Below are 26,227 nucleotides of genomic sequence, written 5' to 3'. Positions count from 1 at the left end.
CATGATGAAAAAGATTCCTTATCCGGCAGCGTCCAGTGTCGTGAAACGCACCAAGTTATCTGGCGATGCGATGGATTTAATTGAACTGCAGGATACGCCACAAGCGGCCATGACCGCGCTGGAAGAGGCGGGGCTTAACGTTGACCTGACTCATTTTCTGGCTCACGCCCTACCGATGCGAGAAGCGATCTGGTGGACGGCGTTGGCGTTAAAAGTACGCCAAGAAGCGTGGCAGCCGAAAGAGCAAACACTGATTGATGACTGCATGCGCTGGGTGATGGAACCCAATGAAGCACTGCGTCGCCGGATTGAAAGTGACATCAAGTCGCTGGCCAATGATCGCGCGCCGCGCTGGTTGGGGCAAGCGGTGTTCTGGAGCGGCACGGGCAGTATCGCACCATTGGGTAACCCGATGGTGATGCCGGCGGAGTTTTTGTATGCCAAAGCGGTCGCCGGGGCAATCAACACCGCTGCCGTGGTGCCCGAGTGGAAAGGCAATAAAACCTTTTACCGCAATGTCTTTCGGATGGCCCGTGACTTAGCCGAGGGCGGGAACGGCTCCGCAAACGGAGAACCATTGTAATGGGCATGTGCGCAGCCAGATTAACCGATATGCATACCTGTCCGATGGCGACAGGGAGTGTGCCCCACGTCGGCGGACCGATTCTCTCGAACCGGGCGCGGCAACCGTACTGATATGCAGCCTGCCTGCTGCGGTGGTGGGTGATTCAATTACCTGTGTCGGCACACCCGACACCATTGCGGCGGGCAGTACCACGGTGCTGATCAACAGTACTCCTGCGGCACGGCTGGGCGACAGCACCAGCCACGGCGGTGCCATTGTGGCCGGAGCGGCAACCGTATTGATCGGTTAATCCATCGGAACTCGGACGGCCTGAAAAGGCGACAAGAAAAATAGGAATCGTTATGCCAAGTACTTACACCTGGGGAGATCGTATCTCTCAGACGACATTCACCAGCACGTATGACAAGCGTGGCCAGATTGAAGAACTGGTCGAGCAAGCCAAACTGGCCAACAACAAGCTGCATTTGTTCATGCAAGGCTTGACCCAAAAGGTCAATAACGAGTCTGGCAAACGCATTACGTACTCGCGAGGCCCGCTGAAAACCCGTCAACGTATCGCCGAGAAATGTGGCATCACCAACTGGGATGACACGACGACAGACATCACGGGTGCCGGGGTGAAAACCCCGCTGGAAGTCAAAGACATCGCACGCGCCACGATTGTGTTCAGCACCATTGCGCAGATGTTGGCGTTTCGCGATTTCATCTACACCACGGATGAATTTACCGCGCTGAAAAAGCCTCAGTTTGATCGCTCTCCGGCGGTTAAGGATCTGTGGGCCAAGAACATTGAAGATGTGTACAAAGATGTGAAGTTCTTTCTGGCGATGGATATCGATTTCAAAGGCCGAACCATTCCACACATCGTTGAGCTGCAATTGAACGTGTCACAAATGTCACGCGGCAAAGCCTACGGTCATGCATTTTATAACCTGACGCGTTTGGCTTATATCGAAGGCGAGCAACGTTTTGTTTGGGATGACGACGACTGCATCATTCGAGTTGGCGGCGACATCAAAGGCAAAATCGGTGACAAGTTGCGCACGTCGATTACCCACTGCCGCAGCATGGCCGAAGGCGATCAAAATGTGCTGCTGGCTTGCGAAATTCTGTCCAAATTTTTGACCCTCAAGCTGCGTCTTCTCAGTACGCGCGAAACGCAAAAGCTCGATTCAAAGACCAATCGCATGAAAACCGTCACCGAGCACAATGTGTTTGCCAATGGTACGCAACCTCTGGTGATCCGTGGTGGTCAGGCCTTCGCGCTGTCGCTAAAAAACGGCCGGCCCGACATCAGTTTGCAGGGCGCGCAAGCCTGGGCTATCGCGTATCTGTCGAGCTTCATCTGGAGCAAGTTCACCAAGTTCCAGAACCTGCCCGGGGTGACGGGGTTGGCGTCCAATATTCACGCCAAGCGTTGATCCGCAGACGATAGAAAAGATTAGGAACCGATATGTTTGAACATCTGCTCAACCCGATATCTGACGAACACCCGAGTGGCGAATATCTCAAAGATAATCGCACCTTGTATCGCACCTATCGGAATGCATTCAACGTTGCACAATCCTCGTTTCGCCAACTGGTAGAAACACCGGATGCCATGCAGGACGCGGTGGTGGTCCACACCAACGCGGAGAACTGGGATGCCTTGGCCAAATTGTGTGAAAGCTGTCTGACTGAGCAGTCCAAAGATGTCGAAATCTACTCTTGGTTCACCATGGCGCAGCTCTTTTCTGCCTCGCCTCTCGAATCCTTGGCGCAGGCGCTCCATACGCTGGAGCAGATGATTGAGCATTTCTGGGACTCACTCCAGCCCACACTGCCGGAGAACAAACGCAAAGCAGACGGCGACGCCGAACAGCGCAAAGAAGTGGCAGAACACCGCGTGAAGCCGCTGCTGCAACTGGTTGGCGATTCCGCTGAAAGTGGCTTGCTGTACATGCCGCTGCAAATGCTGCCTCTGATCGGTGACATTGATTATGGCCGTTTCTTTGCGGCAGAAAAATCGGGTTCGTTGCCGCAGTTGAAAGCGGCCGCGCTGGCGGATTTTGCGCGTGAGAAGGCGGACGTGGAAGCGCGCATTCTGGCACTCGGTGCAAGTAAAGATGCGTTGCATGCGCTGGAAACCACGCTGCAGCAAAAATGTGCGGCGGCCGGTACCCAGTCGATTAATTTTCGCTTTGTGAAAGAGGCGGTCGAACGCCTGATCAACGCGATTCATTTTCTGGTGGGCGATCAATTTGCCCGTTGGCCTCTGGACGCTGTTATCGCTGACGCTGAAACGCCACAAGCCGCGCCGGAGCAAACCATGGCCGCCGTTGACTCTCAATCCTCTGAATTTGCGCCAACTGAATCTGTCCATCAGCCAACGCAGGGTCAGTCACAACCTGTCATGGCGCAAACTGCGGCGCCGATGGCAGTGCCTGTGGCGTCTCAGGAGGCGCTGGCGTCACGTGAACAGGCATTTGCCGAACTGCAACGCATTGCGGACTACTTTCTCGCCACCGAACCCCACAGCCCGATCTATTTGTTGTTGAAACGCGCGATTCGTTGGGGGGGGATGTCTCTTCCTGAACTGTTGGAAGAGCTGGTGGGCGACAACAACGCGGTGCAGCAACGCATTGAACAATTGGCCGGTCTGGAAAGCGCGCAGCATCAGGCCAGCCGAGCGGCGGCCCCCGTTGCCACTGCTCCACAAATGACGATGCCGGAGGCTGCGCCTTCGGTATCTCCGACTTCATCGACGACAAACGGCAGCGATAGCGGTCTGTCAGCGATTGAATGGTAGTGTTCACTCACTCTCAATGGGGTGGGGAACCGAATAACAATGAGTAATCCGACGAAGTCGTCGTTACTTAAACAGTATTTGTTACTTACTCGTAACGGTACTCAACCGTCATAACACCTATGACAAACGGAAAACGAAAGAGGAATAACTATGGCATCTATCTACATGCGAATTGACGGACTGGACAATATCAAAGGTGCAGCGACGATCGGCGACATTGGCGGCAAGAAAGGTTTCTTTGCGATTGACACCATGAACTGGGGTGCCAACCGCGGTGTGAGCGTGGATGTGGGTAACGCAAACAACGCAGACAAAGGCATGGTCTCTCTGGATGCAGTGTCGGTTACGCGTAACTCTGACGGCGCTTCACCACACCTGACGACGTTCCTGTTTGCACCCGGTGCAGAAGGTAAAACGGTTGAGATTCTGCTGACCAAACCATCTCGTGACGGTGCAGGTTCTGAGCCATACATGGTGCTGACTCTGGAGAAGGCACGTATCGCGAGCTACAACATCCACGGTTCAGACGGCAACCTGCCAGTGGAAGACTTTGCCATGACGTACACCACGCTTACTAAGGTTTACTACCAAGAAAGCGCAGGCGGCAAAATCGAGAAAGGCGATACGGTGAAGTTTGACTGTACGACAGGCAAATTAGAGTCAAAAGCAGCTTAATTTAGCAAGGAAGGAGACACAACGTGGCTTTAAATTCTCAGCATAAACGTGTCAGCAAAAACCGGGTCAGTATTACTTACGACGTTGAAACGAATGGTGCCGTTGAAACCAAAGAACTTCCGTTTGTCGTCGGTGTGATCGGGGATTTTTCGGCGCACAAAGAAGACAGGGAAGAGTTGGAAGATCGCACGTTCTACCAAATCGATAAAGACAACTTTGACGCTGTTCTGAACCGCATCGGTCCAGAACTCAAGCTAAAAGTGGACAATACGCTGGTTGAAGACGGCAGCCAATTTGAGGCTGCGTTGTCTTTCTCCTCAATGAAGGATTTTCAGCCGGATGCGCTGATCGAGCAAGTTGACCCACTGAAGAAACTGGCTGAAACACGCCAGCAACTGAAAACCTTGCTGTCCAAGGCTGACCGTTCGCGTGATCTGGAAAAACTGCTCAAAGAAGTCTTGCAAAGCGCAGACCAGATCAACGCGCTGTCCAGCGAACTGGGCCTTGAGACGAAAGGAGAAGAGTCATGAGTACTGAGTTAGAGAATCAGGTTAGCCCTGAAGCGGGTACCGAGTCACTCAGCCTATTGGATCGCGCGATTGCCGCGACCAATCAGACGCCGGCTGATCAAACCAAGGAACTGTTTTCCGTTCTGGCTGAACAAGCGCTGAGCGGCACTGTGACTTGGGATAAAAACCTGACCAAAACCATCGAAAATGCGATCGCGGAAATCGACAAGCAGATGTCTCGTCAGCTGTCTGCGATCATGCAGCAGGATGAGTTCCGTCGTCTGGAAGGGTCATGGCGTGGTCTGAACAAGCTCGTCACTGAAAGTGAAACGGGTCAGTCGCTCAAGATCAAGCTGGTGGACTTCACCAAAGATGAACTGATTGAGCAATTTGAAGACGCACCTGCGGTTGATCGCAGCCCGCTGTTTGATGCGCTGTATCAGAAAGAATTCGGCACGGCGGGTGGTGAACCTTACGGCGCGCTGATTGGCGACTACACCTTCTCGCACAAAGATGAAGATGTGGCGCTGATGCGTTACATGGGCGAAACCGCAGCAGCAAGCCACGCGCCATTTATCGCGGCGGCGAACCCGGAAATGTTTGAGTTTGACTCGTTTGAAACCTTCAACGAGGGTAAACCTGTTGCGTCTGGTTTTGACTCACCAGCCTACGCATCATGGAATGCCTTCCGTGAAAGCGATGATTCACGCTACGTGGTGCTGACGCTGCCTCAGACGCTGGCACGTCTGCCATACGGCGACAAAGGTCTGGGCACCAAATCGTTCGCATACGAAGAATTGGCAACCGACGCGGATGGCAATCCAAAGCCAAAAAACAATGCGCAACTGGTGTGGTCAAACGCAGCTTACGAACTGGGTCTGAAGATGACTCAGGCGCACACTCAGTTTGGCTGGTGTACCGCGATTCGTGGTCTGGACAACGGCGGTAAAGTCGAGAACCTGCCAAACCTGACTTACAAGTCAGAAGCAGGCGATTTGATGCAGCAGTGTCCGATTGAAGTCAACCTGACCGACGAGCGTGAAAAAGAGCTAAGCGATCTGGGCTTCCTGCCTCTGGTGCACTACAAGAACACCAACTACGGCGTGTTTATTGGCAGCCAAACTGCGCAGAAACCAAAAACGTATACCGACCCTGATGCAACGGGTAACGCGGCAATTTCTGCCCGTCTGCCTTACATCATGGCCAGTAGCCGTATCGCACATTACCTGAAAGTGATGGGCCGCGACATGCTGGGTTCAAATCTGGAAGCGGCGGACGTGCAGAAAGATCTGCAAACCTGGATCGATCAGTACACCAACTCAGGTGCGGTGGGCAATGCAGAACGTTCTAAAACGCCGCTGTGTGAATCTCGTATTCAAGTGGTGGAGCAACCGGGTCGTCCGGGCGCTTATTCAGCAGTGGCGCATCTGCGTCCATGGCTACAACTGGAAGAGCTAACCACGTCTGTACGTATGGTTACTAAGATTCCAGGCTAAGGTCAGATTGACTGCTGAGATGAATGCTATGTTTGATGCTGATTTTCAACACGCGTTTGGCCAGCTCAACCCTGAGGCGGAAGATTTTCTGCCTCAGGCGTTGGCGCAACTGTTGAAACTCGACCCACAGATGTTGAGTAATCGTGAGGTGCTGTTGGCATCACTGCTGCGTTTGATTGCAGAGATTGATGACCGCATGTCGCGTCAGCTGTCAACCATCATTCATCATCCTGATTTTTCTCGTCTCGAAGCATCCTGGAAAGGGGTCGAGGCCTTAGTGTCTCTGCCGGTGAATTACCAGAAAGTGCAGATTAAAATCAGAAATATGTCCTGGGAGGATCTCTCCCAGGAACTTAACACCGCTGTCTCATTGCGACGCACGTCCCTCTATAACCTGATTGGTAACCGCGAGCTCAATACCTCCGGTGGTCAGCCGTTTGGTCTGGTGGTGGTGGATCATGCGTTGTCGATGAGTCTTGATGGTGACTACGATGACCTCTACACCTTAGAGCTGTTGTCTCAACTGGGTGATCTTTGTCTTTGTCCGTTTATTCTCTCTCCGTCGGATGACTTTTTTGGCGAATCAGGTGCCGACTGGTTTTCAGACATTGAACGGGTAAAGAAAATATTACACGGTCCGGAATTTGTGGCCTGGCAGCGGGTGAGACGTTTGTCTTCCGCCCGTTTTATTGGTTTGGTGGTGCCGAAGATTCGCCTGCGCGAAGCGTATGGCCGCAGCGCCAGCAGCGCCATTCAATTTCGGGAATACAGCGCGAATCCGGCCGGTTTGTGGGGCAGCGCGGCGTATCTGTTTGCCTCGGTTGCGATTCGTGAATTCAATCGCATCAACTGGTTTGGCTTTATGAAGTCACGCTGGCAGGACAAATATTACGGCTCGCTCGGCAATGTGCCACCGGGCGGCGCAGGCGTTAGTGCCACACTTAGACCCACACCCGATATCCGTTTGATCACCGAGATGGGCACGTTTTACGCCGACGAAGGCTTCATTCCGCTCTGTCACAGCCTGACCACGGACAAATATTTCTTTCGCGGCAACAACTCCATCTGGAGTGAAGCGAAAGACGATACCGAATCGGTGATGGGTCAGATCCAAACCACGCTCATGATCTGTCGCATTGCGCATTATCTCAAAGTGCAGATCCGCAGCATGATCGGGAATTTCCAAACCGCAGAAGAGTGTGAAACCTACCTCAACCGTTGGTTGGATAAGTATTCCAGCAACCTGTTTAACGCCGATGAAGCCACGCTGGCCAAGTATCCGCTCAGTAAAGGCCGGGTTGAGGTGCGTGAAATCGCTGGTCAACATGGCCGCTATACCTGTGACGTATTTGTTCAGCCTCAGTACCAGTTCGACAACGTGTGCGGCGAAGTGCTGCTGTCGACGGATCTCGGGCCGGAAAGCGAGCCAAGATTTGCCGGAGGTCTGGTATGAGTTTCTGGCGCACATTCCTCGATAAAAGTGGCAGCAGCAATCATGAGCTGCTTGATTCGGTACGCTACCAGCTGACGGCGCTGCTCAATTCTGAAGCGCCGATGATGGCACTGCCAAAAGGCTTTTCGGCCGTCGAAGCCTCCAACTTTTGCTTCGGTCTGGACTGCGCACACAGCATCAGCAGCCAGATCAACAAAGATCAGTTTGCCCGTTCGATGGAAAAGTGGGTCAGAACCTTTGAGCCGCGCCTGTCAGAAGTGAGCGTCTTTGTCGAAGAGAGCCAGCCGGGCAAAAACGTGATGCGTTTTTCGCTGATGGCCAAGGTGAAAACCGCCAACGGCGAGCACGTGTTCCTGTTTGATTCCAATATCAGTCTGTCCAGCCAGACCGCCCGTATGGAGGGACAAGAAGTTGTCTGATCAATTATTGAGTTATTTCGAGCGCGAGCTCACCTACATTCGTCGTGCGCTGGATGGGTTTGGCAAAGACTTTCCCGAACACGCTTCGTCAATGCGTTTGAATCAGAGCAGTCAGGAAGACCCGAATATCAGTCGCCTGATTGATGCGGTGGCGCTGCTGACCGCGAAAACTGAAAAACGCATGGATGAGCAGTTCCCCGAGATCCTGCAGGATCTGTTTCACGTCCTGTATCCCGGCTATCTGCAAATTGTGCCGAGTTATGCGCCACTGTCGCTCAACCTTGAAGACAACGCGGTGACCGAAGCGGTGGTGTTGCCGCAAGGCTCAGAAGTGGCGGTGGAAGTGAACGACGCCGAGTGCCGCTTTACGCTGGCGCAGGCCTTGACGATTGAGCCGTATGTGATTGCGGCGTTGCGCGCCGAGTCGGCGCCGTTTAATTTCCCGACGCCAGCCGGACTGCGCCGTGCAGAAGCGGTGATTCAGGTTGAACTGGCGTGCAGCGATCCTTCCGTGTTGTTTTCGCAGTTATCGCTGCAACATTTTGATTTCTATGTGCGCGGGTTTGAAAACAGCGCCCGTGGTCTGGTTGACATGCTGCTGCTCAATACCGAAGTGTTGTCGGTATTTGATGCGTCGGGTCAGCAGCGTGTCGTCGATGCGACGCGGTTGAAATCGCGCGTGGCCGATCCCGATTTTCACTGGCTGCCGCAATATGGCAACCACTTGGGGGGCTTCGACCTGCTGCGTGACTACTTTGCTTACCCGGACAAAGCGGCCTACTTGCGGATTGCTGACCTTGGCCAGGAACTGATGAGTTTTGACGCCAATCGCGTCACGCTCAACTTCTTTGTGCGTCAACTGCCGGCGGAATATCTGCGACTGTTTAGTCGTGATGTGTTGGCGCTCAACACCGCGCCGGCGATTAATCTCTACGCACAGTATGGCGATCCGATTCGTTATGATTTCACGCGCCTGTCGATGCCGGTTGTCGCGGACACGCGTGCCAACAACGAACTGACGGTGGTCAGTGTGGACGAAGTCAACGAAGTGCTGCCGACGGGCGAAGTGCCGCTGAGTCCGAACTACGAAGGCGGATACTGGCTTGATGATGAGTCACCGCGCTGGCAGATTCATCAGTTCTGGGACGAGCGTGGCCGCCGTCAGATGGACATTTCCGTCAGCTATACCGAACTGCAACCAGCTCAGGAGTCGGTGGTGCTGTCGCTGCGTCTGCATGTGTGTAACGGCCGTTTACCGTGCCTTATCCCGGCGAATGCGGTGATGGAATCGCTGGCTGCGATTGATCTACCGGGCGATCTCAAACTGCTGAAAACACCGACCGCGCCGCAGTATCCGCCACTGGACAATCAGCTGAGCTGGCGTTTTGTGGCCATGCTCAACGCGAACTTTTCCGGGCTGATTCAGAACGAAGACCCGACCCGAATGCTGCAGGACGTGCTGCGTTTGTGCAGTAACAGTGCGCAGTGCGCCGTCGCGGATGCGATTAAAAAAGTGGCCTACAACCACGTGGTCGCGCCATTGACGATCAATGGCCGCAGCATTTTTGCGTCCGGCACCGAAGTGATGATCCTGATCGATGATGAACTGCTCGACAGCAACTTTGCCGTCGTCAGCGAAGTGCTGAATGCCTATTTCCGCCAATATTGCAGTTTTGACCGTTTCGTTCAGGTCAGTGTGGAGCGGTTTGGGAGTGATGAGGCCGGGATTTATTTTGACAAAACGCACGGGAGCCAGCTATGTCTCTGAGCGCGCGCCAGACGGTCAAACAGCATTTGCTGACTCACCCGCATGAATTTGATTTTGTGCAGGTGATTCGTCTGTTGCAGGCGATCAGCCAACAAGAGTCGCTGTCGGTGCGTTTGCAATCGGATCCAATGCCGCATGGCGCGCCGACTGAAGTCACGCGTATCGAAAAAGCGCATGACGAAGTACGTGTTCAGCTTGGCTTGGAAGCATTGTCCGGTTGCAAAGGGGTCATTCCCGATTATCTGTATGCAGAAATGCTGCATAGTCTGCATCAGGATGATCGCGCGCTGCAGCGCTTTCTGGATGTGTTCAACCAGCGTTATTACGAACTCAAAGCCTATGTGGAAAGCGCTGCGAACCTGATGCTGCGCGAGGAGCGCGAAGCGGCGTCTCGTTATGCGCTGTCTCGTCTGACTCAGAAGCAGGCGTTGGCCTGTATGTTCTCGCTGCCCATGCAGCGCGGGCAGAAAGTCGATCAGAGTGTGCTGCGCTATGGTCTGGCGCTCGCGTCCCGCAACCGCAACCTGGCGCAACTCAAGCGCCTTCTGTGTGACTATTTCGACCTCGATATCACCCCCAAAGTGGTGCCTTCGGCGGTTTATCGCATTCGCAATCAAGACCAAACCCGTATCGGTGGTCACCGTGGTCAGAACCACCGTCTTGGCCGTGGCATGGTCATGGGCCGTCAGGGCAATCAGGCCTACCAGACGCTGGAAATCTGGATCACGCCGCGCAACCGCAATGAATTTATTGGCTTAGAACGCAATCGTCACTTTGCCCGTTCACTGAAATCTCTGGTGCAGTCCTACTTGCGTGAAAGTCTGGAAACGCGCCTGTACCTGTATGTGAAACGTGAATACATCAACGCCCCGGTGATATCGGCCGTGGCTGGCGGCGTTCGCCTAGGCGAAGCCAGCTGTCTTTCCCCGCAGCGTCGCGCTGCGGATTATCGGAAAATATTATTACAATCGGAGAACGTCTATGTCACAGGTAAAACTGGGCAACCTGGTCAGTAAACTGGCCCCGGAGCTGAAAGCATCACTGGAAGAAGCAGCCGGTGCTGCGATGACACAAACGGTGGCCGCCATTGAAATTGAACACTGGTTGGTGCAATTGCTGTTGTCCAAAGAAACGCATCTGATGGCGTTCATCAATCAACAGCACATTGATGCGAACCGCCTGATGGCCGAGCTGACTGCGCGTATTGAACGCCTGACGAAAGGCTCTGCCAGCCAACCTGCGATCAGCAGTGCATTGAGCTCGCTGCTGGAAGAGGCCTGGTTGCAGGCGTCGGTCAATTTCTCTCAGGGACAGGTCAGCAGCCTGCATCTGCTGTTAGTCCTGACTCAAACCGACAGTTTTGGCGTGAAGAAACTGGCGCTGGAGAGTTTGAACAATGTGTCTCAGGAAGCGTTGTCTGCTCAGATTACGCAGTTGCAAACCGTTCAGGCGGGTTCTTCTACTGCGCCTGCTGCCAGTGGCCACAGTGGTCCGGTCGCAGGTGGCGCGCTGGATAAATACACCGTCAACCTGACGCAACAGGCGCGTGAGGGCAAAATTGATCCGATTTCGGGTCGTAACAGCGAAGTGCGTCTGGCGATTGATATCTTGTGTCGTAAACGTCAGAACAACCCGATTTTGGTCGGTGAACCGGGGGTGGGTAAAACCGCGGTGGTTGAAGGTCTGGCGCTGCGCGTCGTCAGCGGTGAAGTCCCGCCAGCGATTCAGGGCGTGGAAATTCATACGATGGATTTGGGGCTGTTGCAGGCGGGTGCGAGCATTAAAGGCGAGTTTGAAAACCGCCTGAAAGATGTCATTAACGAAGTGAAAAACTCACCGACGCCAATTATTGTCTTTATCGATGAAGCACACACGCTGATTGGGGCGGGTGGAGCTGCGGGTCAGAACGATGCGGCGAACCTGTTGAAACCTGCGCTGGCTCGCGGCGAGTTCCGTTCCATGGCCGCGACAACCTGGGCGGAATACAAGAAGTACTTTGAAAAAGATCCCGCATTGACCCGTCGTTTTCAGGTGGTGAAAGTGGAAGAGCCAAGTGCCGACGATGCGCTGCAAATGCTGCGCGGCGTGGCACAGTCGCTGCGTCGTCACCACGGGGTGTTCATTCGTGAGGACGCGCTGGATGCAGCGGTACAACTCTCGATTCGTTATCTGCCCTTTCGTCAGTTACCCGACAAAGCCATCAGTCTGCTCGATACGGCCTGTGCGCGCATTGCGTTGACGCAGGGCGCAAAACCGGAACAGATCGAATCGCTTGAACAGCAACTGCGCTACCTCAACAGCGAACTTGAAGCGCTGGAGAATGAAGATACCGTGTTGGTGGGCAGCGCGGTTGATCGTCAGTCGATCAAAGACACCGTAGCGCGCAAGCAAGCCGAACTTTTGACGCTGACGGAACGTTGGGAGCAGGAAAAAGCGCTGGTAGCAGACATCAAACAGCTGACCGGCGAGATTGAGACCCGCTTCCATGCTGGCGAAGCAGCGGACCCACAAACCCAACAAGTATTGCAAGGCAAGCTGGACGAGCTGGTTCAACTGCAAGATGAAGAGCCCATGGTGTTCCCAATGGTCGATGCACAGGTGATTGCGGAAGTGATCTCCGGCTGGACGGGCATTCCAAGCGGCAACATGGTCAAAGAAGAAGTGGCGTCACTGCTGTCGCTGGAAGACTCGCTCCACCGCCGCGTGATTGGCCAGAAAACCGCGATCAACGAGCTGGCGAAAAGTATCCGTATTTCACGAGCTGGCTTAACCGACAGCCGTAAACCCGTCGGCGTGTTTCTGATGTGTGGCCCGAGTGGTGTCGGTAAAACCGAAACGGCGATGGCGCTGGCAGATGAAGTCTTCGGCGGCGAAAACAACATGACCGTGATTAACATGACGGAGTTTAAAGAAGAGCACAAAATTTCCATGCTGCTGGGTTCACCGGCCGGTTATGTCGGTTTTGGTGAAGGCGGCGTGCTGACCGAAGCGATTCGCCGCAACCCGTACACCGTGCTGCTGCTGGACGAGATGGAAAAAGCGCATCCGGGTGTGCATGACCTGTTCTACCAAATCTTTGATAAAGGCCATATTAAAGACAGCGAAGGCCGCACGGTCGATTTCAAAAATACCATCATCATCATGACCTCTAACGCGGCCGATCAGGCGATTTGCGATGTGTGTGATGACAACGAACAACGTCCGGAAAATGACGATCTGCTGGAGCAAATTCGTCCAGCGCTGCTGCGTCACTTTAAGCCTGCGTTCCTCGGCCGTACCACGATTGTCCCTTATTACCCGCTCAATCAGGACGAGTTGAGTCAGATCACCGCGATCAGCCTGAACCGCATTGCGAAAAAACTGCACGAGCAGTACAAGGCCGAGTTTATCTGGGATCAGGCCTTCGTCGATTTTGTCGTGGGACGCAACACGGACCCAACCACGGGTGGCCGCGCGGTGGAGCAAATCATCAACCGTTCTCTGATGCCACGTTTGGCGGAAGAGTGCATTCAGCGCCTGAGTGAAGGGCTGCCTATTCAGAAAGTTTCGGTCAGTGCGGATCTCAATCAAGGCGGTGCCTTGCTGCTGGATATCGTATGACCGGGCCGGGCAAACACACATTACGCACCCATTTTCGCAGCGCGTTGTACGCGCTGCTAATGGGTGGTTTCTGCGTTTCAGCCAGTGCCGCCGATCGACTATTGCTGGCCACGCAAATCTGGACGCCGTACCAGACGGTCGACGAACAGGGGCGCATCGGTGGGTTGGCGGTGGACCGGGTGAAGTGTGCGCTGGGGGAGATGGATCAGCCCTATGAGATTCGTGTGATGCGCTGGGATAAGGCGCAGCTCTTGGTGGAATCGAACCAGATGAACGGCTTCTTCTCCGGTTCGGTGAACTCACAGCGCGCGACGTACGCCGAAGCGTCGATTCCTGTCGTGTCGGAATATCTCGCTTGGTTTAGCGCGCCGAATATCACCGCAGACTTGGATGATGGCAGTAACAAATACACCCTGCGTTTTGGCGCTAAGTTCAACACCAACAAATGGCTGAGCTTGAAACGCAAAGGCTACAACGTGATTAAAAAACCGCGCGATGCGGATGCATTGTTGCAGATGCTGCTCGAAGGCGATTTGGATGTGGCTTATGAGTATGAACTGGTGTTTCAGGACGCGATGAAAAAAGCGGGCGTACCGCTCGACTATTTCCACACGGTTCGCGAGAAAAAACAGGATTTGATGGTGCATTTCTCCAAACAGTTCTTGAGCGATCACCCCGGGTTTTTAACGCGATTTAACACCTCGCTGCAAGCATGTATAGAGACGAAATAGGCAGGATTATGACGATCAGTTTTCAGATAATCGACCTTCCTGAAGATGAACAAATTGGCAGCCGTCAGGTATCGCTGCCGGTCAGTGGCGGCACGTTAGGACGCTCGTTTGAGTGCACCATTCAGTTGCCGGATTTTCAGCGCACACTGTCACGTGTCCACGCTGACATTCAACCGCATCCGAAAGGCGGCTACCAAATTATCGACCGCAGTACCAACGGCGTATTTGTCAACGATGTGCTGGTGGGTAAAGGCGAATCGCAGCGCCTCAGCGATGGCGACCGGATTGTCATTGGGGCTTACACCTTATTGGTCAGCGATATGGATGCGTTGTTTACGCGCGCGCCACAACAGAGCGACGATACCGAAACGGCCAGCCAGAATGGCGCCGCCGATTCACCGTTTGCGGCCAGCTCGGTCTTGGATGACAGTCAGGACACCACGTTTGGTTTTGCGCATCTGGACGAGATTCAGGATGCGGTGCAAGACGAGACGCCGTTTTCGACGGAAAACGTGCTGGGCGATGACCTGTATGGTTACGACCCGTTTGAAGACGATGAGCGTTGGGTGCTGGAGCAGAGCCAAAGTGAAGACACCACTGAACAGATTGTGTTGATGCCTGAAGCGACTCAGTTCCAGAACAACAATAATGCCACGCAGCACAGTGTGACGGTCAGCGATCATCGTCAGATAGAGTCACTGGAAAACAGCATTGAACAGCTGAGTTCGATGCTCAAACAGCAACAACTGAGCGTGGCGGGCGGCATTGACCGTGAACGTCTGATGACCTGCATCGAGTCGACACTGGAAAAATTCCTCGACAATTTCAACCCGAGTCATCTGGAAGAGGAGTTCAACGACTATCTTTCTGGCTGGGGGAACAAAGATAAAAAATATTGGGCGCTGTATAAGAAACAGTTCCAGCGCAAAACTGAGCGTCGGGAGTTTTCCCGTCAGTTCTCCTCCCTGTTATTTGAAGCCCTGAGAGAGAAACGATGAGCTGGCTGAATAGGATTCGCCTTGCCGCAATCGGCTGCTGCGCGTTGGTGCTGAGTGCTTGTAGTTCAAGCAGTTCAACCACCACGTTTGCCCCCACACTCAAAGTGCCGCTGGTGGTCGAAGCGAGTAAAGACATCAATGTGTTTGATGATGAACAAGCGCGCCCGGTTGTCGTACGCGTGTATCAGCTGCAGGATGCCGGCAATTTCCAGAAAGCCGATTTCATCAGCCTGTACAACGCGGATCAGAGCGTGCTGGCCGATTCGCTGGTGGATTTGCAGACACTCGCGCCTGTCCTGCCGGGAGAGCTGCGCAACCTGACCTTGGATGTCCAGCAACAAAGCCGCTTTATCGCCGTATTGGTCGAATTTGCACATTACGAAACCGCGACCGCCAAAGCGTATCTGGCGCTGGTGAGCGAACCCGAAGAGTACCCAGTTTATATCCACATCACCAAGCAGAAGGTTGAGCTGACTCAACCGGTCAGCAAGTCGTGGTGGAACGTGTTTTAAGGAGTGTCATTTGAAACACCAGAGTAAAGTCGTATGGAGAGAGGGCATGTTTATTGCCCCGCAGCATTTTCAGCAGCAGGACCGCCATACGCATCAGTACATTCAGAAATATGTTGCCCTGTCTTCACAGGGCAGTGGTTTTGGTGTGTCGGCGCTGGAGCTTGATCATCATTACCTCAAAATCGGCAAGTTTGGCGTGGTGCATTGCCAAGGGATTTTCCCAGAAGGGACGCTGTTTGATTGTGTCAAAGAGCTGCTGCTGGATATTCCAGAAGGTACCCTCAACCAACGCGTCTATCTGGCGTTGCCGTTGTCGGTGGAAGGCGAAAATGAGTACGGCAGCCGTGCAGACAAGCGCCGTTACGTGGTGTCACAGGTCAATCTGTTTGATGCCAGTGATGTGGTGCAGAGCGCGATTGAAGCCGAACTCGCCGAGCCGAATATCCGTCTGGTACTTGAAGGGGAAGACGTGACGGGGCTGGCCTTGCTGCCAGTGGCGAAAGTGTTGGAACGGCAGGAAAATGGGGAGGTCATTCTCGATCGCAGCTTTATTCCGGCATGTCTCCACTACGGCGCCTCGCAACTGCTCAAAGAGCGTTTGAAAGAGATTTTCATCCTGACGCAAGCCCGCGCCAATAGCGTCGTGCAACGCATTGGTGCGGGTCAGCAAACCAAAAGTGATCTGAGCTTGATGCGCGAATTTCTGTGGTTACAGACGTTAAACCGCTGGCTGCCATGGCTGCATCTGACGCTTGAACAGCCACAGACCAGCGTCGATGCGTTGTATGAAGGGCTAGTGAGCTTTTCCGCTGAACTCGACAGCTTTAAACCAGCGATGACGGCCATGCCGGAGCCGCTGGTACGTGATGACCTCAAGCAGGGTTTTGCGGGCGTGTTCGCCCAACTGCGCGAGAAACTGTCGATGGTCCAGAGCGACAACGTGACGGAATTCAGCTGGGATACCAACCTGTTCGAGCGTCGCCGCTTGCTGCGTTTGTCGATTCCGAACCTCAATCAGATTGAAGGCCGCCGTTTTGTGATGGCGGTGCATGCGTCGATTGGGACCGCTGCGCTGCTGCAAGTGTTCCCGAGCGCGTGCACGCTGAGTGGGTTGAGCCAGATTGCCGACTTGGTGCGCAACAGTCAGTCCGGTGTGCCGATTCAGGTGCTGCCGGTTGCTCCGAATGAACTGAAAGCGCAGGCGGATGTGGCGTATTTCGAAATCGATACCGCCCATGAGTACTGGCAACAACTGAAAACCAAACGAGAGCCGATCGCGCTGCACGTCGACAGCCGTGTGCCGGATCTCTCCATTAAGCTCTACGCCCTGGGTTGAAACAATGAATCAATTGTTCGATGAAGATACCGTCACGATCGCCGCTAATGAGCCGACGCCTGCATCCAGTCAGCCGGAAAAATCCGTTCGTCTGAGCCACGCCAATATGCTCAAAAACCATGCGCGTTACAGCATGGCTCAGCAGCAGGGGCAACTGTTTGACAACAGCATTCTGCGCGTCAGTTCGGACTTGCTGTCGCTGATCATTTCGGTCAAACGCATGCAATGCCCGACCGATCTTTACACGTTCCGCGCGGGCATCAAGCACGCGATCACCGAGCTTAAATATCGTATTGCCGCGTTGGATTATCCGCCTTCGGTGGCGGACAAAACCTGTTTTCTGTTTGCGGTGATGATCGACGAACAGATCCTGCACTCGTCGTGGGGCGATGAAGCGGGCTGGGAAAATCAAACGCTGGTCAGCGAACTGTTCAATATCAAGAACGGCGGTGAACAGTTTTACATCATTGCCGAGCGTGCGCTGCTGCAGCCTGTGTTGTTGGTCGACCTGCTGGAGCTGATCTACATCATGCTCAAGATGGGCTTTCGTGGTCGCTATCGCACCAAAGGCAAGGATCAACTGACCGCGCTGATGAAACGTCTGGAAGAGGCGGTGTTTGCCAAACCGGTTGCGTATTCGGCCGCTGAACGTCTCGCGCCAGTGGCCGCCGACGATGTGGCCGCTCGTCACGCCAAACGGCCGAAAAAACCGGTCGGCGTGTGGCGTTCGGTGGCGCTGTTTGTGGTGATGTCGGCTTTGGTGTGGGGCGGCTTACGCTATTGGTATGAGGCGACCTCGCCGCAAAAAGCACTGCCTTTCACCCAACTGACGCAGTTTACCCAAACCTATTACAGCAAGGGCAGCGTGCAGGACCAAGAGTACGTGTATGAAAGTACCTCGTCGGACATGGCATCGGAAGGGTGGCACCCCACGCCGCAAACCATCGCCGATCGCGAACCAGCGCCCCCCGCAGTGGCAAAACAGCCCGCAGGCAACCGTCAGTGGTTGGTGCAACTGGCGAGTTTTAACAATCCGAGTGATGCGGCCAAGTTCATTGCCCGCTACAAACCTCGCGTACCGAGTGCTCAGGTCAAAACGGTGAACGGGCGTTATCGCGTGGTGAGCGAAAGCTATACGACCAAATCGGCTGCGATTGAAACGCTCTCTACCGCCAAAAGTGCGGGGATTTCCGATGCCTTTTTACTCATTGATACCAATTAGGTTGTAAACAACATGATGGATAAGAAAAAAGCCATTCTCTTTTCAACGCTGGCGGCATGCCTGGTTGGCCTCGTGACGAGTGTGGTGTTGTGGCTGACCGGGACTTACTGGCTGACGCCGTGGTGGGCGGTGGCGCTGCAAGTAATGGTGATGGTGCTGATTCTGGCGCTGGTGGGGTGGGGAGTGTACGCCTATTTGCGTCGTCCGAAAGTGGATGAAACCCTCAAGCAGCACGACGAGTGGCGCAAGCGCGTGCTCAAAAACCGCTTTGCGTTGATTTGGAAAAAGCACAGCAAGGTGACTTCTAACCCGTATCATGTGCCTTGGTATGTGCATGTGTCGGCGGATGTGAGTTCTGACGTTCGCTGGTTGCAGCAAATGGGGTTTGAAAGTGTCGAATCCATCGAACCCGTACCAGATGATTTGATTGCGGTGCGCTTTTGGGTGTCCGACAGTGCGGTGCTGATCTCCGTTGATATGAGTTTTCCGCTCGCCACACGCCAAGCCAGTTTGGATGTGGTGTGTGAACTGGTGATGAAAAAACGCGACCGTCAGGCGTTTAACGGCGTGCTGTGCACGGTGGACCTCGACCACCTGTTGCAGAAAAACGAAATGGCGGTCAGTGAGTTCAGCCAACAGTATCGAACGCTGCTGAGTGATTTAAACCAACGCACCGGATTGTCGCTACCCACCTACTGCGTGTTGACCAATATGGCCGCAGTGCGTGATTTTTGTGAGTTGTTCTCGACCTTGGATGAAGCCGCACGCGAGCAACCTTTTGGCGTGTTGCGTCCGGTTGACGAGGGCAAAGGCTATGACAAAGCGTGGTTTGATGAATCATTTGACGACCTGACGCGACGCTTGGCGGTCACCGCCAGCGAATCGCTCAAGCAGCAATTACATGCCGATTATCGCGCCGCATCGGTGGCGGGCATTTTCCAACTGTCGGCGCTGCGCTACGATATTGAAGATTTCTTGTCACTCACCTTCAGCCAGCATGCGTTTGATGAAGTTGCGCTGCATTTTCGTGGTTTCTTCTTCGTTAACGTTGGCGGAGAAGGGGCATCCACTGACATTTTGACTTACATGCATGCCTCCGATCTTGGCTTTGAATCGCTGGCCGGAACGCAGCAACATGCCTCCAGCCCGAGCCTATTTGGCAAGAATCTGTTTCGCAGTTGTATTGTCAAAGAAGCGCCGTTGGTGGGGGTATACCGCCAACGTGAATGGCGTTACCGCGCTTCGCGAGTTGCGGTTTTCGGTGGCTTATTGCTGCTGTTTGGGGGCTTTTTGTGGATGTTAAAGGCGAGTTTCGACTATCAGCAGGCCTTGGACAATCAAGCGCTGATCAAACTCAATCAATACAAAGAGAACCTGAAGCAGGACACAATGGTTGCCGATGACCTCTCATCGCCGGTATTCAGCTTGTCGGAGCTGCGAGACATCAACAATCTGTACGACAAACAGCATCGTCCTTGGTATGTCAGTGACTGGCTGCCAGATTCCAGTATCAGACGTTTTGTGCATCAGACTTATTATGAAGAGCTGAGTAGCGTGCTGCTGACGCTGATGCGCGACTACATCCTCAAAGATCTGTTTGTCTACAACTCACTGGATGACAAAGTGAAAATGCTGGAGCTGCTGAACTATCATCAGATCCTCTACAGCAAGCATCGCGATGATGTCGATTCACTGGTCAATTACTACCTGACCTCGCTCAAAGAGGAAGGGGAAGGCGATGTCGCACTGCTTGAACGCTTCACGGCATTGGCTGAAGATTTGCTGCGCAGCGGGGCCACGCCGCCAGACGCCGAACCGGAGCTACTGGCGCTGGTGCGCAAATCGTTGTCGGCCAACGACATCAGTGAATTGCTTTATCAGCACATTTTGCAACACCCGGATTTTTCACGTCGTGTCGATATGCGCACCAAGCTGAATCCGTCTTATCAGAACGTGTTCGTGTTCAAACCGGGTTTTACCGGCTATTTGATTCCGTACCTGTTTACCCGCGAAGGCTTTGAGGATCTGTACAACGAAACCGGCTTTCAGCTGGCGTCAGAGGCGATCAAATCTTACGAGGGCGTGATGGGCAATATCAGCGGTGACGCTGAAATGAACCGCATCAACCGTCAGTTGCGTGAACGCTATATCGGTGATTATGTCCGATATTGGCAAGCATTAATGGCCAACGTCAGTTGGGTGGAGGTGTCGGGATGGGGCGAGGTCAGCAAGCAGATTGAGATGACGGTCGACCCGGTCTACTCGCCGCTCAGCCAGTTCTACCATCTGGTCGCGGTGCATACCAATCTGAGCCAGAAGAAAGAAGGTGAGCCTGCGCCCAAAGAGAGCCGTGAAGCCAAAGATCAACAGACGGAGGCGGGCGAGCCGAATGTGACTGCGATCAGCAATACCAGCGAACGGGTGCGAGCCTCGATTGCTGCGCCGTTCAAGGCGATGCATCAACTGGTGGCGGTGAACGAAGCGGGGCAAAGCCGACTGAGCATTGCGCTTTCGCAACTGCAACAAACCGGTGATTGGATTGCGAAATCCAAAGAAACACAGGATCGCGGCAGCTACTTCCTGGCGCAGTTGCAAAACACCGATTCGAATAACCCGTTGGCGCAGCTCAATGCTTTGGCGGCGGATTACAATGATCCCGTTCTGCCGATGTTGATGCGCGGCGTGGCACGAACGACCAACCGATTGGCACAAAGTGCGATGAAAGCGGTGATCAACCACGACTGGAGCGTGCTGTACGGCGGTTATGTGCGTCACTTTGCCGGCCGTTATCCTTTCGATAAGCAGGCGGAGTTTGATGCTTCGTTGGCCGATTTTGCTGATTTCTTTCAATCCGGAGGTCAGTTTGATGAGTTCGCGCAGAAATACGCTGCCTACTTTGACCTGACGCATGGGCGTCAAACGCAGCTCAAAGGCTTTATCGTCAATCAGACATTGCCACTGTCCGATGCATATCAACCATTCAGTGATGCGGTCAAACGCATGCAAAGTGGCTTGTTTATTGATGGCCGTGTCGGCGTCGAGTTTTTACTGCGGGCGGAAAAGATGTCGCCGGACTTGACTGGATTTACGCTCGAATCAGGCAGCAAACTGTTTGAATACCGCAATGGGCCGTTATTGTGGCAAGCGCTCAGTTGGCCGATTCCGGCGAACCAAACACAGGACATCGCTATCATCACCAAAGATGACAAAGGGGCAGAAACCCGCGAGAAGCTGAGCGGTGAATGGAGCTGGTTCCGCGTTGCGGACAAGATGCAGAGCGCCGCCGTGGTGGGCAGTGATGATGTGGCTTGGCGCTATCAGTCAGCCAACAACGAAGTCAGCCTGCAAATTAAGTCGAAAAGTGCGGCCCAGCCGTTTGCTCCGCGTTTCTTTGACGGCCTGAACATTCCAATCGAACTATGAGTTGCCTGATACCAACATGGCTGGAAGGTTTGCTCCCCGACGGGGAGCGAATCCGCCTGGGGCACCGCTGCCTGCTGGTGCGTGATGAGCAACACGCATGGCGGGTGAAGTTTGGTGAAACGGTGGAAGATGCCTATGTGCTACAACGGGAAGCGCTGTGGTTAATGCGTTTGCGTCATTTGGACATGCCGTTGCACCGGACGTTATCACTCCACAAAACGGCCGACAAAACCGTTCTGGTGACCACGTATTTGGAAGGCCAATCGGCCGCGTTGGTGTGGCCGGGGTACGATGCTCCTCACGTCCATCAGTGGTTTGCGCACAGCCTTCCGACGCTGCTCGGCCGTTTAGCATTGTTGCATGCATCGGGCGTGGTGCATGGGGACATCAAGCCCAGCAACATTCTCTGTTTGCCGACGATGGCGGCCTGCTTTGTTGACTTTGCCAATGCACGAAGAATCGGTGACCCGTGGAAAGAACGTGGTATGGTGCAGTTTACGCCCAGCTTTCACTACCCGTCGTCTAGCCCTGTGGCGAGCGTGGAACACGACTTCTACGCTCTGCTGATTTGCATGGCTTTGCTCGCTGCGCCCTCTCAGCTTGCAGCATGTTCGACGGTCGGTGCAGTGCTGACGCTGGTGGCGTTGAAATCCTCGGACTGGGGCGTATCGGATGAAGTCGCAGAGACACTGGCACAGTGGATTTCAGCGATTCGATTGGATTTAGGCGCCAAATTAGACACAGCACCGCAATGGTCTTGTGGACTGACATCGTTTGGCGACACGGAGACGTCATGTTGAAGAAAATCTGGCAGCGACTCAACCTCATGCAGAAGCTTAAGCTGGTGTTGATGACCATGATGCTGACCTTGACCGCGGCGATGCTACTGATGGCTCGCTGGAGCTATGAACAGGGATTTTTTGATTACACCAATGCACTGGAACAAACGCGACTGGAGATGTTGTCTCCTCAGCTGGTCGATCTCTATGTGCTGTCGGGGCAGAACATTCGTGCGATGCCGAAAAATGAGATCAGCGCCATTTTGGCCAGCTTTCCCAAGCATCCCGAAGGGCCAAATCTGAACCGCTTTCCGAACAAGCCGCTGCCTGGCGTGAAAGCGCCTAGCGCGGCGCTGTTTGATCTCAACGGTCACTTTATCGCCGGCGCAGCTATTTTAAGCAACGAGCAACCCAATGCGGTGCGCGTGCCCCTGCGATTTGAAGGAAAAACGGTGGCGTGGCTGAAAAGCCTGCCGGTGCGTCATTTCAAAGACACGATGGAAACGCAGGTCTCCCGCACGCAGTTTGAACGCAGCTTGTGGTTGGGAGGCATCAGCTTGATCATCAGTTTTATGGTCTCTTATGGCTTGTCTATTTTTCTGCTGCGCCGCACGCGTGAGGTGATCAGCGCGATTCATCGCATGTCGAGCGGGGATTACGACATTCATTTGGTGGACGATTCCAAGGATGAAATGGGCACACTGATGCGTGATGTGAACCAATTGGCGCACATCCTACACAGTTCGATGTTGTCGCGTAAAACGTGGCTGGCCAACATTTCTCATGACATGCGCACACCGCTGACCGTGCTCACGGGGGAAATTCAGGCCATTAAAGATGGTGTGCGCCAGTTCGATATGGATCGTTTGCGGTCAATCGAGCAAGAAGTCGACCAATTGCGTAAGTTTACTGATGATATCTACGAACTTTCTCTGTCGGACATTGGCGGGTTGCGTTATGAATTTGCGCGGGTCGACCTGTTTGATGTGCTCAGTGAAGCCGTGGATGCGATGCAATGGAAGGCGGAAGAGAAAGGGCTGACGATGACGTTTGCTGGTCAGTCTGCCGTCACATCGGCCGACCGCTCACGCATACTGCAACTGATGAAGAACCTGCTCAATAACTCGGTGAACTACACCGATGCGCCGGGTGTGATTCAAGTGATGCTGTATCAAACCAAACAGCATGTGGTGATTAAAGTGAGCGACTCTGCGCCGAGTGTTTCATTGGCAAATTGCCAATACCTGTTTGATCCGCTCTATCGTGAAGACAGCTCGCGCAATCGTGCCCACACCGGGGCAGGGCTTGGGCTGGCGATCTGCAAAAACATCGCCGATGCGCATCAAGGCACCATCAAAGCCATCCCGTCGGATTGCGGCGGTTTAGAGGTGGTCGTGGAACTGCCCCGCCATTAAGGGGGGGGGGGGGTTGTGTGGCAGGGGTCGGAAAGTGCGCATGGAAACGAGAAACATCGCGATCTTTTTTGCGGATCAGACACCATTTTTTATTAAGAAAATAGATTCCTATGCAACTTGGGTTAGGCTTTTAAGTACGTCGAGCCCTTGCATCACAACGCTTTGTTAACAATGTTAACGGTGTTAAGCTCGCCAGTTGCATTGCGGATCGGAATCGGTAAAAACCATAAAAATTGATTCTGAAGACGCCACAAAACATTCACTGCTTAAACAGGAATAATAAGAATGGCGCTTGTCTATGTTGTAGAAGACGAAATAAAAATTGCAGAAATACTGTCAGATTACCTGACAAAACATGATTACGAATGCCGCATCCTCAGTTCAGGAAAAAATGCGGTGGCCGAAATCACCAATGGGAACCCAGACGTCGTCATTCTTGACGTGATGTTACCGGAAGTCAGCGGATTTACGATTTGTAGTCAACTGAGAGCCATGGGAAATGAAGTACCGATTATTCTCCTCACCGCGCGAGTGGATGAAGCGGATCGGTTAAACGGTCTGAATATCGGGGCAGACGATTATGTCTGTAAACCGTTTTTGCCCAACGAAGTGGTTGCGAGGGTCAGCGCCATCTTACGTCGAGTGCAAAATCAGAAAAACAGTGGAGATGAACACAGCAATGAGCGTAGGGTCAGTTATGGGACGATTACGCTCGATATGGACCGCTTTGTATGCATTGCGGATGGCAAAGGGGTTGACCTGACGCCCGTGGAGTTTCGTTTGCTGCATTCGATGATGATTCGGCCAAGCCGCATTTTTTCACGCGAGGTGCTGATGCAAACGTGTTACACCGACGATCGCATCATCAATGACCGAACCATTGACAGCCACATGCGAAATTTACGCAAAAAGCTCAATTGTTCGGGTGAGGTCATCCACACCATTTACGGTGTTGGCTACAAGGTTGAATGATCCTTTTCACTTCCCTATCTTGCATTCAACGTGCTAGTCGATAGACAAAAAACTGCCACACTCATCGAGTGTGGCAGAACAACACAAAAGCTGGCAATGGATGGGTCGCTTTGTGTGTGGACATGGCGCCCAATGCAGACGCCAACATCCATCAATCATCAATACGTTTCAAATACACCGGCGTTGTAATCGTGAATCGCTTCTTCAATTTCTTGTACGCTATTCATTACAAATGGCCCGTAGTGCACGATCGGTTCGTTGATGGGTTCGCCGATAAAAATCAGCGCGCCGCTGGTATCACTGGCAAATAACGCCGCCTGTTCACCGCGTGACAATAATGCCATCTCGCCTTGCATCACCACGCGACTGCCGACCTTGATGCTGCCTTTGTAGACATACACCATCATGGTGTGTGACTCGATGGTTGCCACGTTTAATTCACCGCCAGGGCCAGTTTGCCAATCGGCCACGGTTGCCGGTACACCGGTTTGTGTCAGTGGGCCTTGTAACGCCTCGCCATTGGCCTGAATGTCACCTGCGATCACTCGGAGTAATCCCAGCTGCTGCGTACGATATTCAGTGATGGTTTCTGGCTGAAAATCGTGGTACTTGGCCGGAATCATTTTGTCGCGCGCCGGTTGGTTGATCCAAATTTGGAAACCGTGTAAATCGCCGTTTTCCATGATCGGCATTTCACTGTGAATTACACCTCGCCCCGCAGCCATCCACTGAGCGCCACCGCTGCGCAGTTCGCCGACATTGCCCATATGATCGCGGTGCTGAAAGTGCCCTTGCAGCATATAGGTTAAAGTTTCGATGCCTCGATGTGGATGAGGAGGAAAGCCGCCGACGTAATCTTTACGTTCGTCTGATTTCAGTTCATCCACCATCAGAAACGGTGAGAAGCTCGCGTTATTGAATCCGGCGATACGACGGATTTTTACGCCGTCACCGTCAGACGTGGCCTGCGCGGGGATCAGCTGACGAATTTCTCTTACTTTGCTCATGGTTCTTCTCCGTTGGTGGAACTTGTTTGAATTGTAGTGCAGTGTGGGGCAAAGAAGGAGGGGGCGCATTCGAGGCAGTCATTCGATAAATTCGAACAATCCACAATCTGCATGCCGAAAGGAGTAAAGAGGGCGATATTGGCTGCGGCCAGCCAGCGGCGACACGATGTATTGAGTTAGTCTATAATTTAAACAGATGAATTGATTACGAGGAGGTCACGATGGCTGTGCTTCCCAAACATACCGACCAGAATCCGCGTTACAACCCTGATGACGACATGACGCTGGACCAACTGCAGCGTTTTACTCGTGCGGCCAATAGCGCGCAGCAAAAACGTCAAGAGCAGCGTGAACATGACGCGCCGTCGATCGTGGAAGTTGCCCGACGTGCGCGGCGTGCGGCGATGCGGCCGGTGATCAAAGCGAAAGAAAATAAACCCAATGCGGCTCGCTATGCCATTTGGCTGGTGGTGTTTGCCATCACCTGCTTGTGGATCATGTACATGAGTGGTTAGTGATACGGCATCGGTGAGGGGTT

The 26,227-nt window shown here is 53.6% G+C and carries 22 protein-coding genes and 1 pseudogene; 22 read left to right on the top strand and 1 reads right to left on the bottom strand.

Annotated features, from left to right (window positions below; translation table 11 throughout):
* Nucleotide 1 precedes the first annotated feature (1 nt).
* The 21 genes and pseudogenes from ACS18Q_RS21270 (at nucleotide 2) to ACS18Q_RS21170 (ending at nucleotide 24,682) form a co-directional block, all read left to right on the top strand.
* On the top strand, nucleotides 2–583 hold the full coding sequence (locus ACS18Q_RS21270) for a DUF6931 family protein (protein WP_441257838.1): 582 nt from the start codon (nucleotides 2–4) through the stop codon (nucleotides 581–583).
* A pseudogene (locus tag ACS18Q_RS21265) lies at nucleotides 583–875 on the top strand (PAAR domain-containing protein). The gene ACS18Q_RS21270 and the pseudogene ACS18Q_RS21265 overlap by 1 nt, the downstream one beginning before the upstream one ends.
* Before the next feature lie 52 nt (nucleotides 876–927).
* Complete coding sequence (locus ACS18Q_RS21260) at nucleotides 928–2,007, top strand: hypothetical protein (RefSeq protein ID WP_392441472.1); 1,080 nt, start codon at nucleotides 928–930, stop codon at nucleotides 2,005–2,007.
* A 32-nt stretch (nucleotides 2,008–2,039) separates the two neighbouring features.
* Complete coding sequence (locus tag ACS18Q_RS21255) at nucleotides 2,040–3,374, top strand: ImpA family type VI secretion system protein (protein ID WP_441257837.1); 1,335 nt, start codon at nucleotides 2,040–2,042, stop codon at nucleotides 3,372–3,374.
* 150 nt (nucleotides 3,375–3,524) lie between these two features.
* The gene (locus ACS18Q_RS21250) at nucleotides 3,525–4,049 is read left to right on the top strand and encodes a type VI secretion system tube protein Hcp (RefSeq protein WP_004727569.1); all 525 of its coding nucleotides are present in this window, start codon (nucleotides 3,525–3,527) and stop codon (nucleotides 4,047–4,049) included.
* A gap of 23 nt (nucleotides 4,050–4,072) precedes the next feature.
* Nucleotides 4,073–4,579, top strand: coding sequence for a type VI secretion system contractile sheath small subunit (gene tssB, locus ACS18Q_RS21245; RefSeq protein ID WP_004727570.1), 507 nt, complete (start codon nucleotides 4,073–4,075; stop codon nucleotides 4,577–4,579).
* Nucleotides 4,576–6,054, top strand: a complete 1,479-nt coding sequence (gene tssC, locus ACS18Q_RS21240) for a type VI secretion system contractile sheath large subunit (protein WP_055465525.1) — start codon at nucleotides 4,576–4,578, stop codon at nucleotides 6,052–6,054. The genes tssB and tssC overlap by 4 nt, the downstream gene beginning before the upstream one ends.
* 19 nt (nucleotides 6,055–6,073) lie before the next feature.
* Nucleotides 6,074–7,507: a type VI secretion system contractile sheath domain-containing protein gene (locus tag ACS18Q_RS21235; protein ID WP_441257836.1), complete on the top strand. Its 1,434-nt coding sequence runs from the start codon at nucleotides 6,074–6,076 to the stop codon at nucleotides 7,505–7,507.
* Entirely contained in the window at nucleotides 7,504–7,926 is a 423-nt protein-coding gene (gene tssE / locus ACS18Q_RS21230; RefSeq protein ID WP_004727572.1) for a type VI secretion system baseplate subunit TssE, read from the top strand. The genes ACS18Q_RS21235 and tssE overlap by 4 nt, the downstream gene beginning before the upstream one ends.
* Nucleotides 7,919–9,694, top strand: coding sequence for a type VI secretion system baseplate subunit TssF (gene tssF / locus ACS18Q_RS21225; RefSeq protein ID WP_441257835.1), 1,776 nt, complete (start codon nucleotides 7,919–7,921; stop codon nucleotides 9,692–9,694). The genes tssE and tssF overlap by 8 nt, the downstream gene beginning before the upstream one ends.
* Nucleotides 9,685–10,710: a type VI secretion system baseplate subunit TssG gene (locus tag ACS18Q_RS21220; RefSeq protein ID WP_286281570.1), complete on the top strand. Its 1,026-nt coding sequence runs from the start codon at nucleotides 9,685–9,687 to the stop codon at nucleotides 10,708–10,710. The genes tssF and ACS18Q_RS21220 overlap by 10 nt, the downstream gene beginning before the upstream one ends.
* Nucleotides 10,676–13,294, top strand: coding sequence for a type VI secretion system ATPase TssH (tssH, locus tag ACS18Q_RS21215; protein ID WP_441257834.1), 2,619 nt, complete (start codon nucleotides 10,676–10,678; stop codon nucleotides 13,292–13,294). The genes ACS18Q_RS21220 and tssH overlap by 35 nt, the downstream gene beginning before the upstream one ends.
* A complete protein-coding gene (locus tag ACS18Q_RS21210; RefSeq protein ID WP_238810180.1) occupies nucleotides 13,291–14,025 on the top strand; it encodes a transporter substrate-binding domain-containing protein in 735 nt (244 codons plus the stop codon). Before tssH ends, ACS18Q_RS21210 begins: the two co-directional genes overlap by 4 nt.
* An 8-nt stretch (nucleotides 14,026–14,033) precedes the next feature.
* Nucleotides 14,034–15,023 (top strand): type VI secretion system-associated FHA domain protein, encoded by a 990-nt coding sequence (locus ACS18Q_RS21205; RefSeq protein WP_104965049.1) that lies wholly within the window; start codon nucleotides 14,034–14,036, stop codon nucleotides 15,021–15,023.
* A complete protein-coding gene (gene tssJ, locus ACS18Q_RS21200; protein WP_004727578.1) occupies nucleotides 15,020–15,535 on the top strand; it encodes a type VI secretion system lipoprotein TssJ in 516 nt (171 codons plus the stop codon). The genes ACS18Q_RS21205 and tssJ overlap by 4 nt, the downstream gene beginning before the upstream one ends.
* Before the next feature lie 10 nt (nucleotides 15,536–15,545).
* Nucleotides 15,546–16,871, top strand: a complete 1,326-nt coding sequence (tssK, locus tag ACS18Q_RS21195) for a type VI secretion system baseplate subunit TssK (protein WP_041943237.1) — start codon at nucleotides 15,546–15,548, stop codon at nucleotides 16,869–16,871.
* Nucleotides 16,872–16,875: 4 nt separating this feature from the next.
* The gene (icmH, locus tag ACS18Q_RS21190) at nucleotides 16,876–18,093 is read left to right on the top strand and encodes a type IVB secretion system protein IcmH/DotU (RefSeq protein ID WP_441257833.1); all 1,218 of its coding nucleotides are present in this window, start codon (nucleotides 16,876–16,878) and stop codon (nucleotides 18,091–18,093) included.
* A 12-nt stretch (nucleotides 18,094–18,105) separates the two neighbouring features.
* Nucleotides 18,106–21,516 carry a type VI secretion system membrane subunit TssM gene (tssM, locus tag ACS18Q_RS21185; RefSeq protein WP_441257832.1) on the top strand — a complete coding sequence of 1,137 codons (3,411 nt, stop codon included), beginning with the start codon at nucleotides 18,106–18,108 and terminating at the stop codon, nucleotides 21,514–21,516.
* On the top strand, nucleotides 21,513–22,316 hold the full coding sequence (locus ACS18Q_RS21180) for a protein kinase family protein (RefSeq protein ID WP_441257831.1): 804 nt from the start codon (nucleotides 21,513–21,515) through the stop codon (nucleotides 22,314–22,316). Before tssM ends, ACS18Q_RS21180 begins: the two co-directional genes overlap by 4 nt.
* Entirely contained in the window at nucleotides 22,310–23,710 is a 1,401-nt protein-coding gene (locus ACS18Q_RS21175; RefSeq protein ID WP_004727583.1) for an ATP-binding protein, read from the top strand. The genes ACS18Q_RS21180 and ACS18Q_RS21175 overlap by 7 nt, the downstream gene beginning before the upstream one ends.
* 285 nt (nucleotides 23,711–23,995) lie before the next feature.
* Entirely contained in the window at nucleotides 23,996–24,682 is a 687-nt protein-coding gene (locus ACS18Q_RS21170) for a response regulator (RefSeq protein WP_004727584.1), read from the top strand.
* Nucleotides 24,683–24,840: 158 nt separating this feature from the next.
* Here the strand turns inward: ACS18Q_RS21170 and ACS18Q_RS21165 are convergent, their stop codons facing one another.
* Complete coding sequence (locus ACS18Q_RS21165) at nucleotides 24,841–25,689, bottom strand: pirin family protein (RefSeq protein WP_441257830.1); 849 nt, start codon at nucleotides 25,687–25,689, stop codon at nucleotides 24,841–24,843.
* Nucleotides 25,690–25,910: 221 nt separating this feature from the next.
* On the opposite strand from ACS18Q_RS21165, the gene ACS18Q_RS21160 reads away from it, so the two are divergent.
* Nucleotides 25,911–26,204, top strand: coding sequence for a hypothetical protein (locus tag ACS18Q_RS21160; RefSeq protein ID WP_004727586.1), 294 nt, complete (start codon nucleotides 25,911–25,913; stop codon nucleotides 26,202–26,204).
* Nucleotides 26,205–26,227 lie beyond the last annotated feature (23 nt).

The sequence above is a fragment of the Vibrio sp. Vf1514 genome, assembly GCF_052076135.1.
In the GTDB taxonomy this organism is placed as follows: domain Bacteria; phylum Pseudomonadota; class Gammaproteobacteria; order Enterobacterales; family Vibrionaceae; genus Vibrio; species Vibrio furnissii.
Note: the sequence above shows the minus strand (reverse complement) of the source record. Positions and strands in the feature narration are given on the sequence as shown.

Coding starts and splice junctions, on each gene's coding strand:
- ACS18Q_RS21270 (WP_441257838.1), top strand. CDS start 2: ATGATGAAAAAGATTCCTTATCCGGCAGCGTCCAGTGTCGTGAAACGC.
- ACS18Q_RS21260 (WP_392441472.1), top strand. CDS start 928: ATGCCAAGTACTTACACCTGGGGAGATCGTATCTCTCAGACGACATTC.
- ACS18Q_RS21255 (WP_441257837.1), top strand. CDS start 2,040: ATGTTTGAACATCTGCTCAACCCGATATCTGACGAACACCCGAGTGGC.
- ACS18Q_RS21250 (WP_004727569.1), top strand. CDS start 3,525: ATGGCATCTATCTACATGCGAATTGACGGACTGGACAATATCAAAGGT.
- tssC (WP_055465525.1), top strand. CDS start 4,576: ATGAGTACTGAGTTAGAGAATCAGGTTAGCCCTGAAGCGGGTACCGAG.
- ACS18Q_RS21235 (WP_441257836.1), top strand. CDS start 6,074: ATGAATGCTATGTTTGATGCTGATTTTCAACACGCGTTTGGCCAGCTC.
- tssE (WP_004727572.1), top strand. CDS start 7,504: ATGAGTTTCTGGCGCACATTCCTCGATAAAAGTGGCAGCAGCAATCAT.
- ACS18Q_RS21220 (WP_286281570.1), top strand. CDS start 9,685: ATGTCTCTGAGCGCGCGCCAGACGGTCAAACAGCATTTGCTGACTCAC.
- tssH (WP_441257834.1), top strand. CDS start 10,676: ATGTCACAGGTAAAACTGGGCAACCTGGTCAGTAAACTGGCCCCGGAG.
- ACS18Q_RS21210 (WP_238810180.1), top strand. CDS start 13,291: ATGACCGGGCCGGGCAAACACACATTACGCACCCATTTTCGCAGCGCG.
- ACS18Q_RS21205 (WP_104965049.1), top strand. CDS start 14,034: ATGACGATCAGTTTTCAGATAATCGACCTTCCTGAAGATGAACAAATT.
- tssJ (WP_004727578.1), top strand. CDS start 15,020: ATGAGCTGGCTGAATAGGATTCGCCTTGCCGCAATCGGCTGCTGCGCG.
- icmH (WP_441257833.1), top strand. CDS start 16,876: ATGAATCAATTGTTCGATGAAGATACCGTCACGATCGCCGCTAATGAG.
- tssM (WP_441257832.1), top strand. CDS start 18,106: ATGATGGATAAGAAAAAAGCCATTCTCTTTTCAACGCTGGCGGCATGC.
- ACS18Q_RS21180 (WP_441257831.1), top strand. CDS start 21,513: ATGAGTTGCCTGATACCAACATGGCTGGAAGGTTTGCTCCCCGACGGG.
- ACS18Q_RS21175 (WP_004727583.1), top strand. CDS start 22,310: ATGTTGAAGAAAATCTGGCAGCGACTCAACCTCATGCAGAAGCTTAAG.
- ACS18Q_RS21170 (WP_004727584.1), top strand. CDS start 23,996: ATGGCGCTTGTCTATGTTGTAGAAGACGAAATAAAAATTGCAGAAATA.
- ACS18Q_RS21165 (WP_441257830.1), bottom strand. CDS start 25,689: ATGAGCAAAGTAAGAGAAATTCGTCAGCTGATCCCCGCGCAGGCCACG.
- ACS18Q_RS21160 (WP_004727586.1), top strand. CDS start 25,911: ATGGCTGTGCTTCCCAAACATACCGACCAGAATCCGCGTTACAACCCT.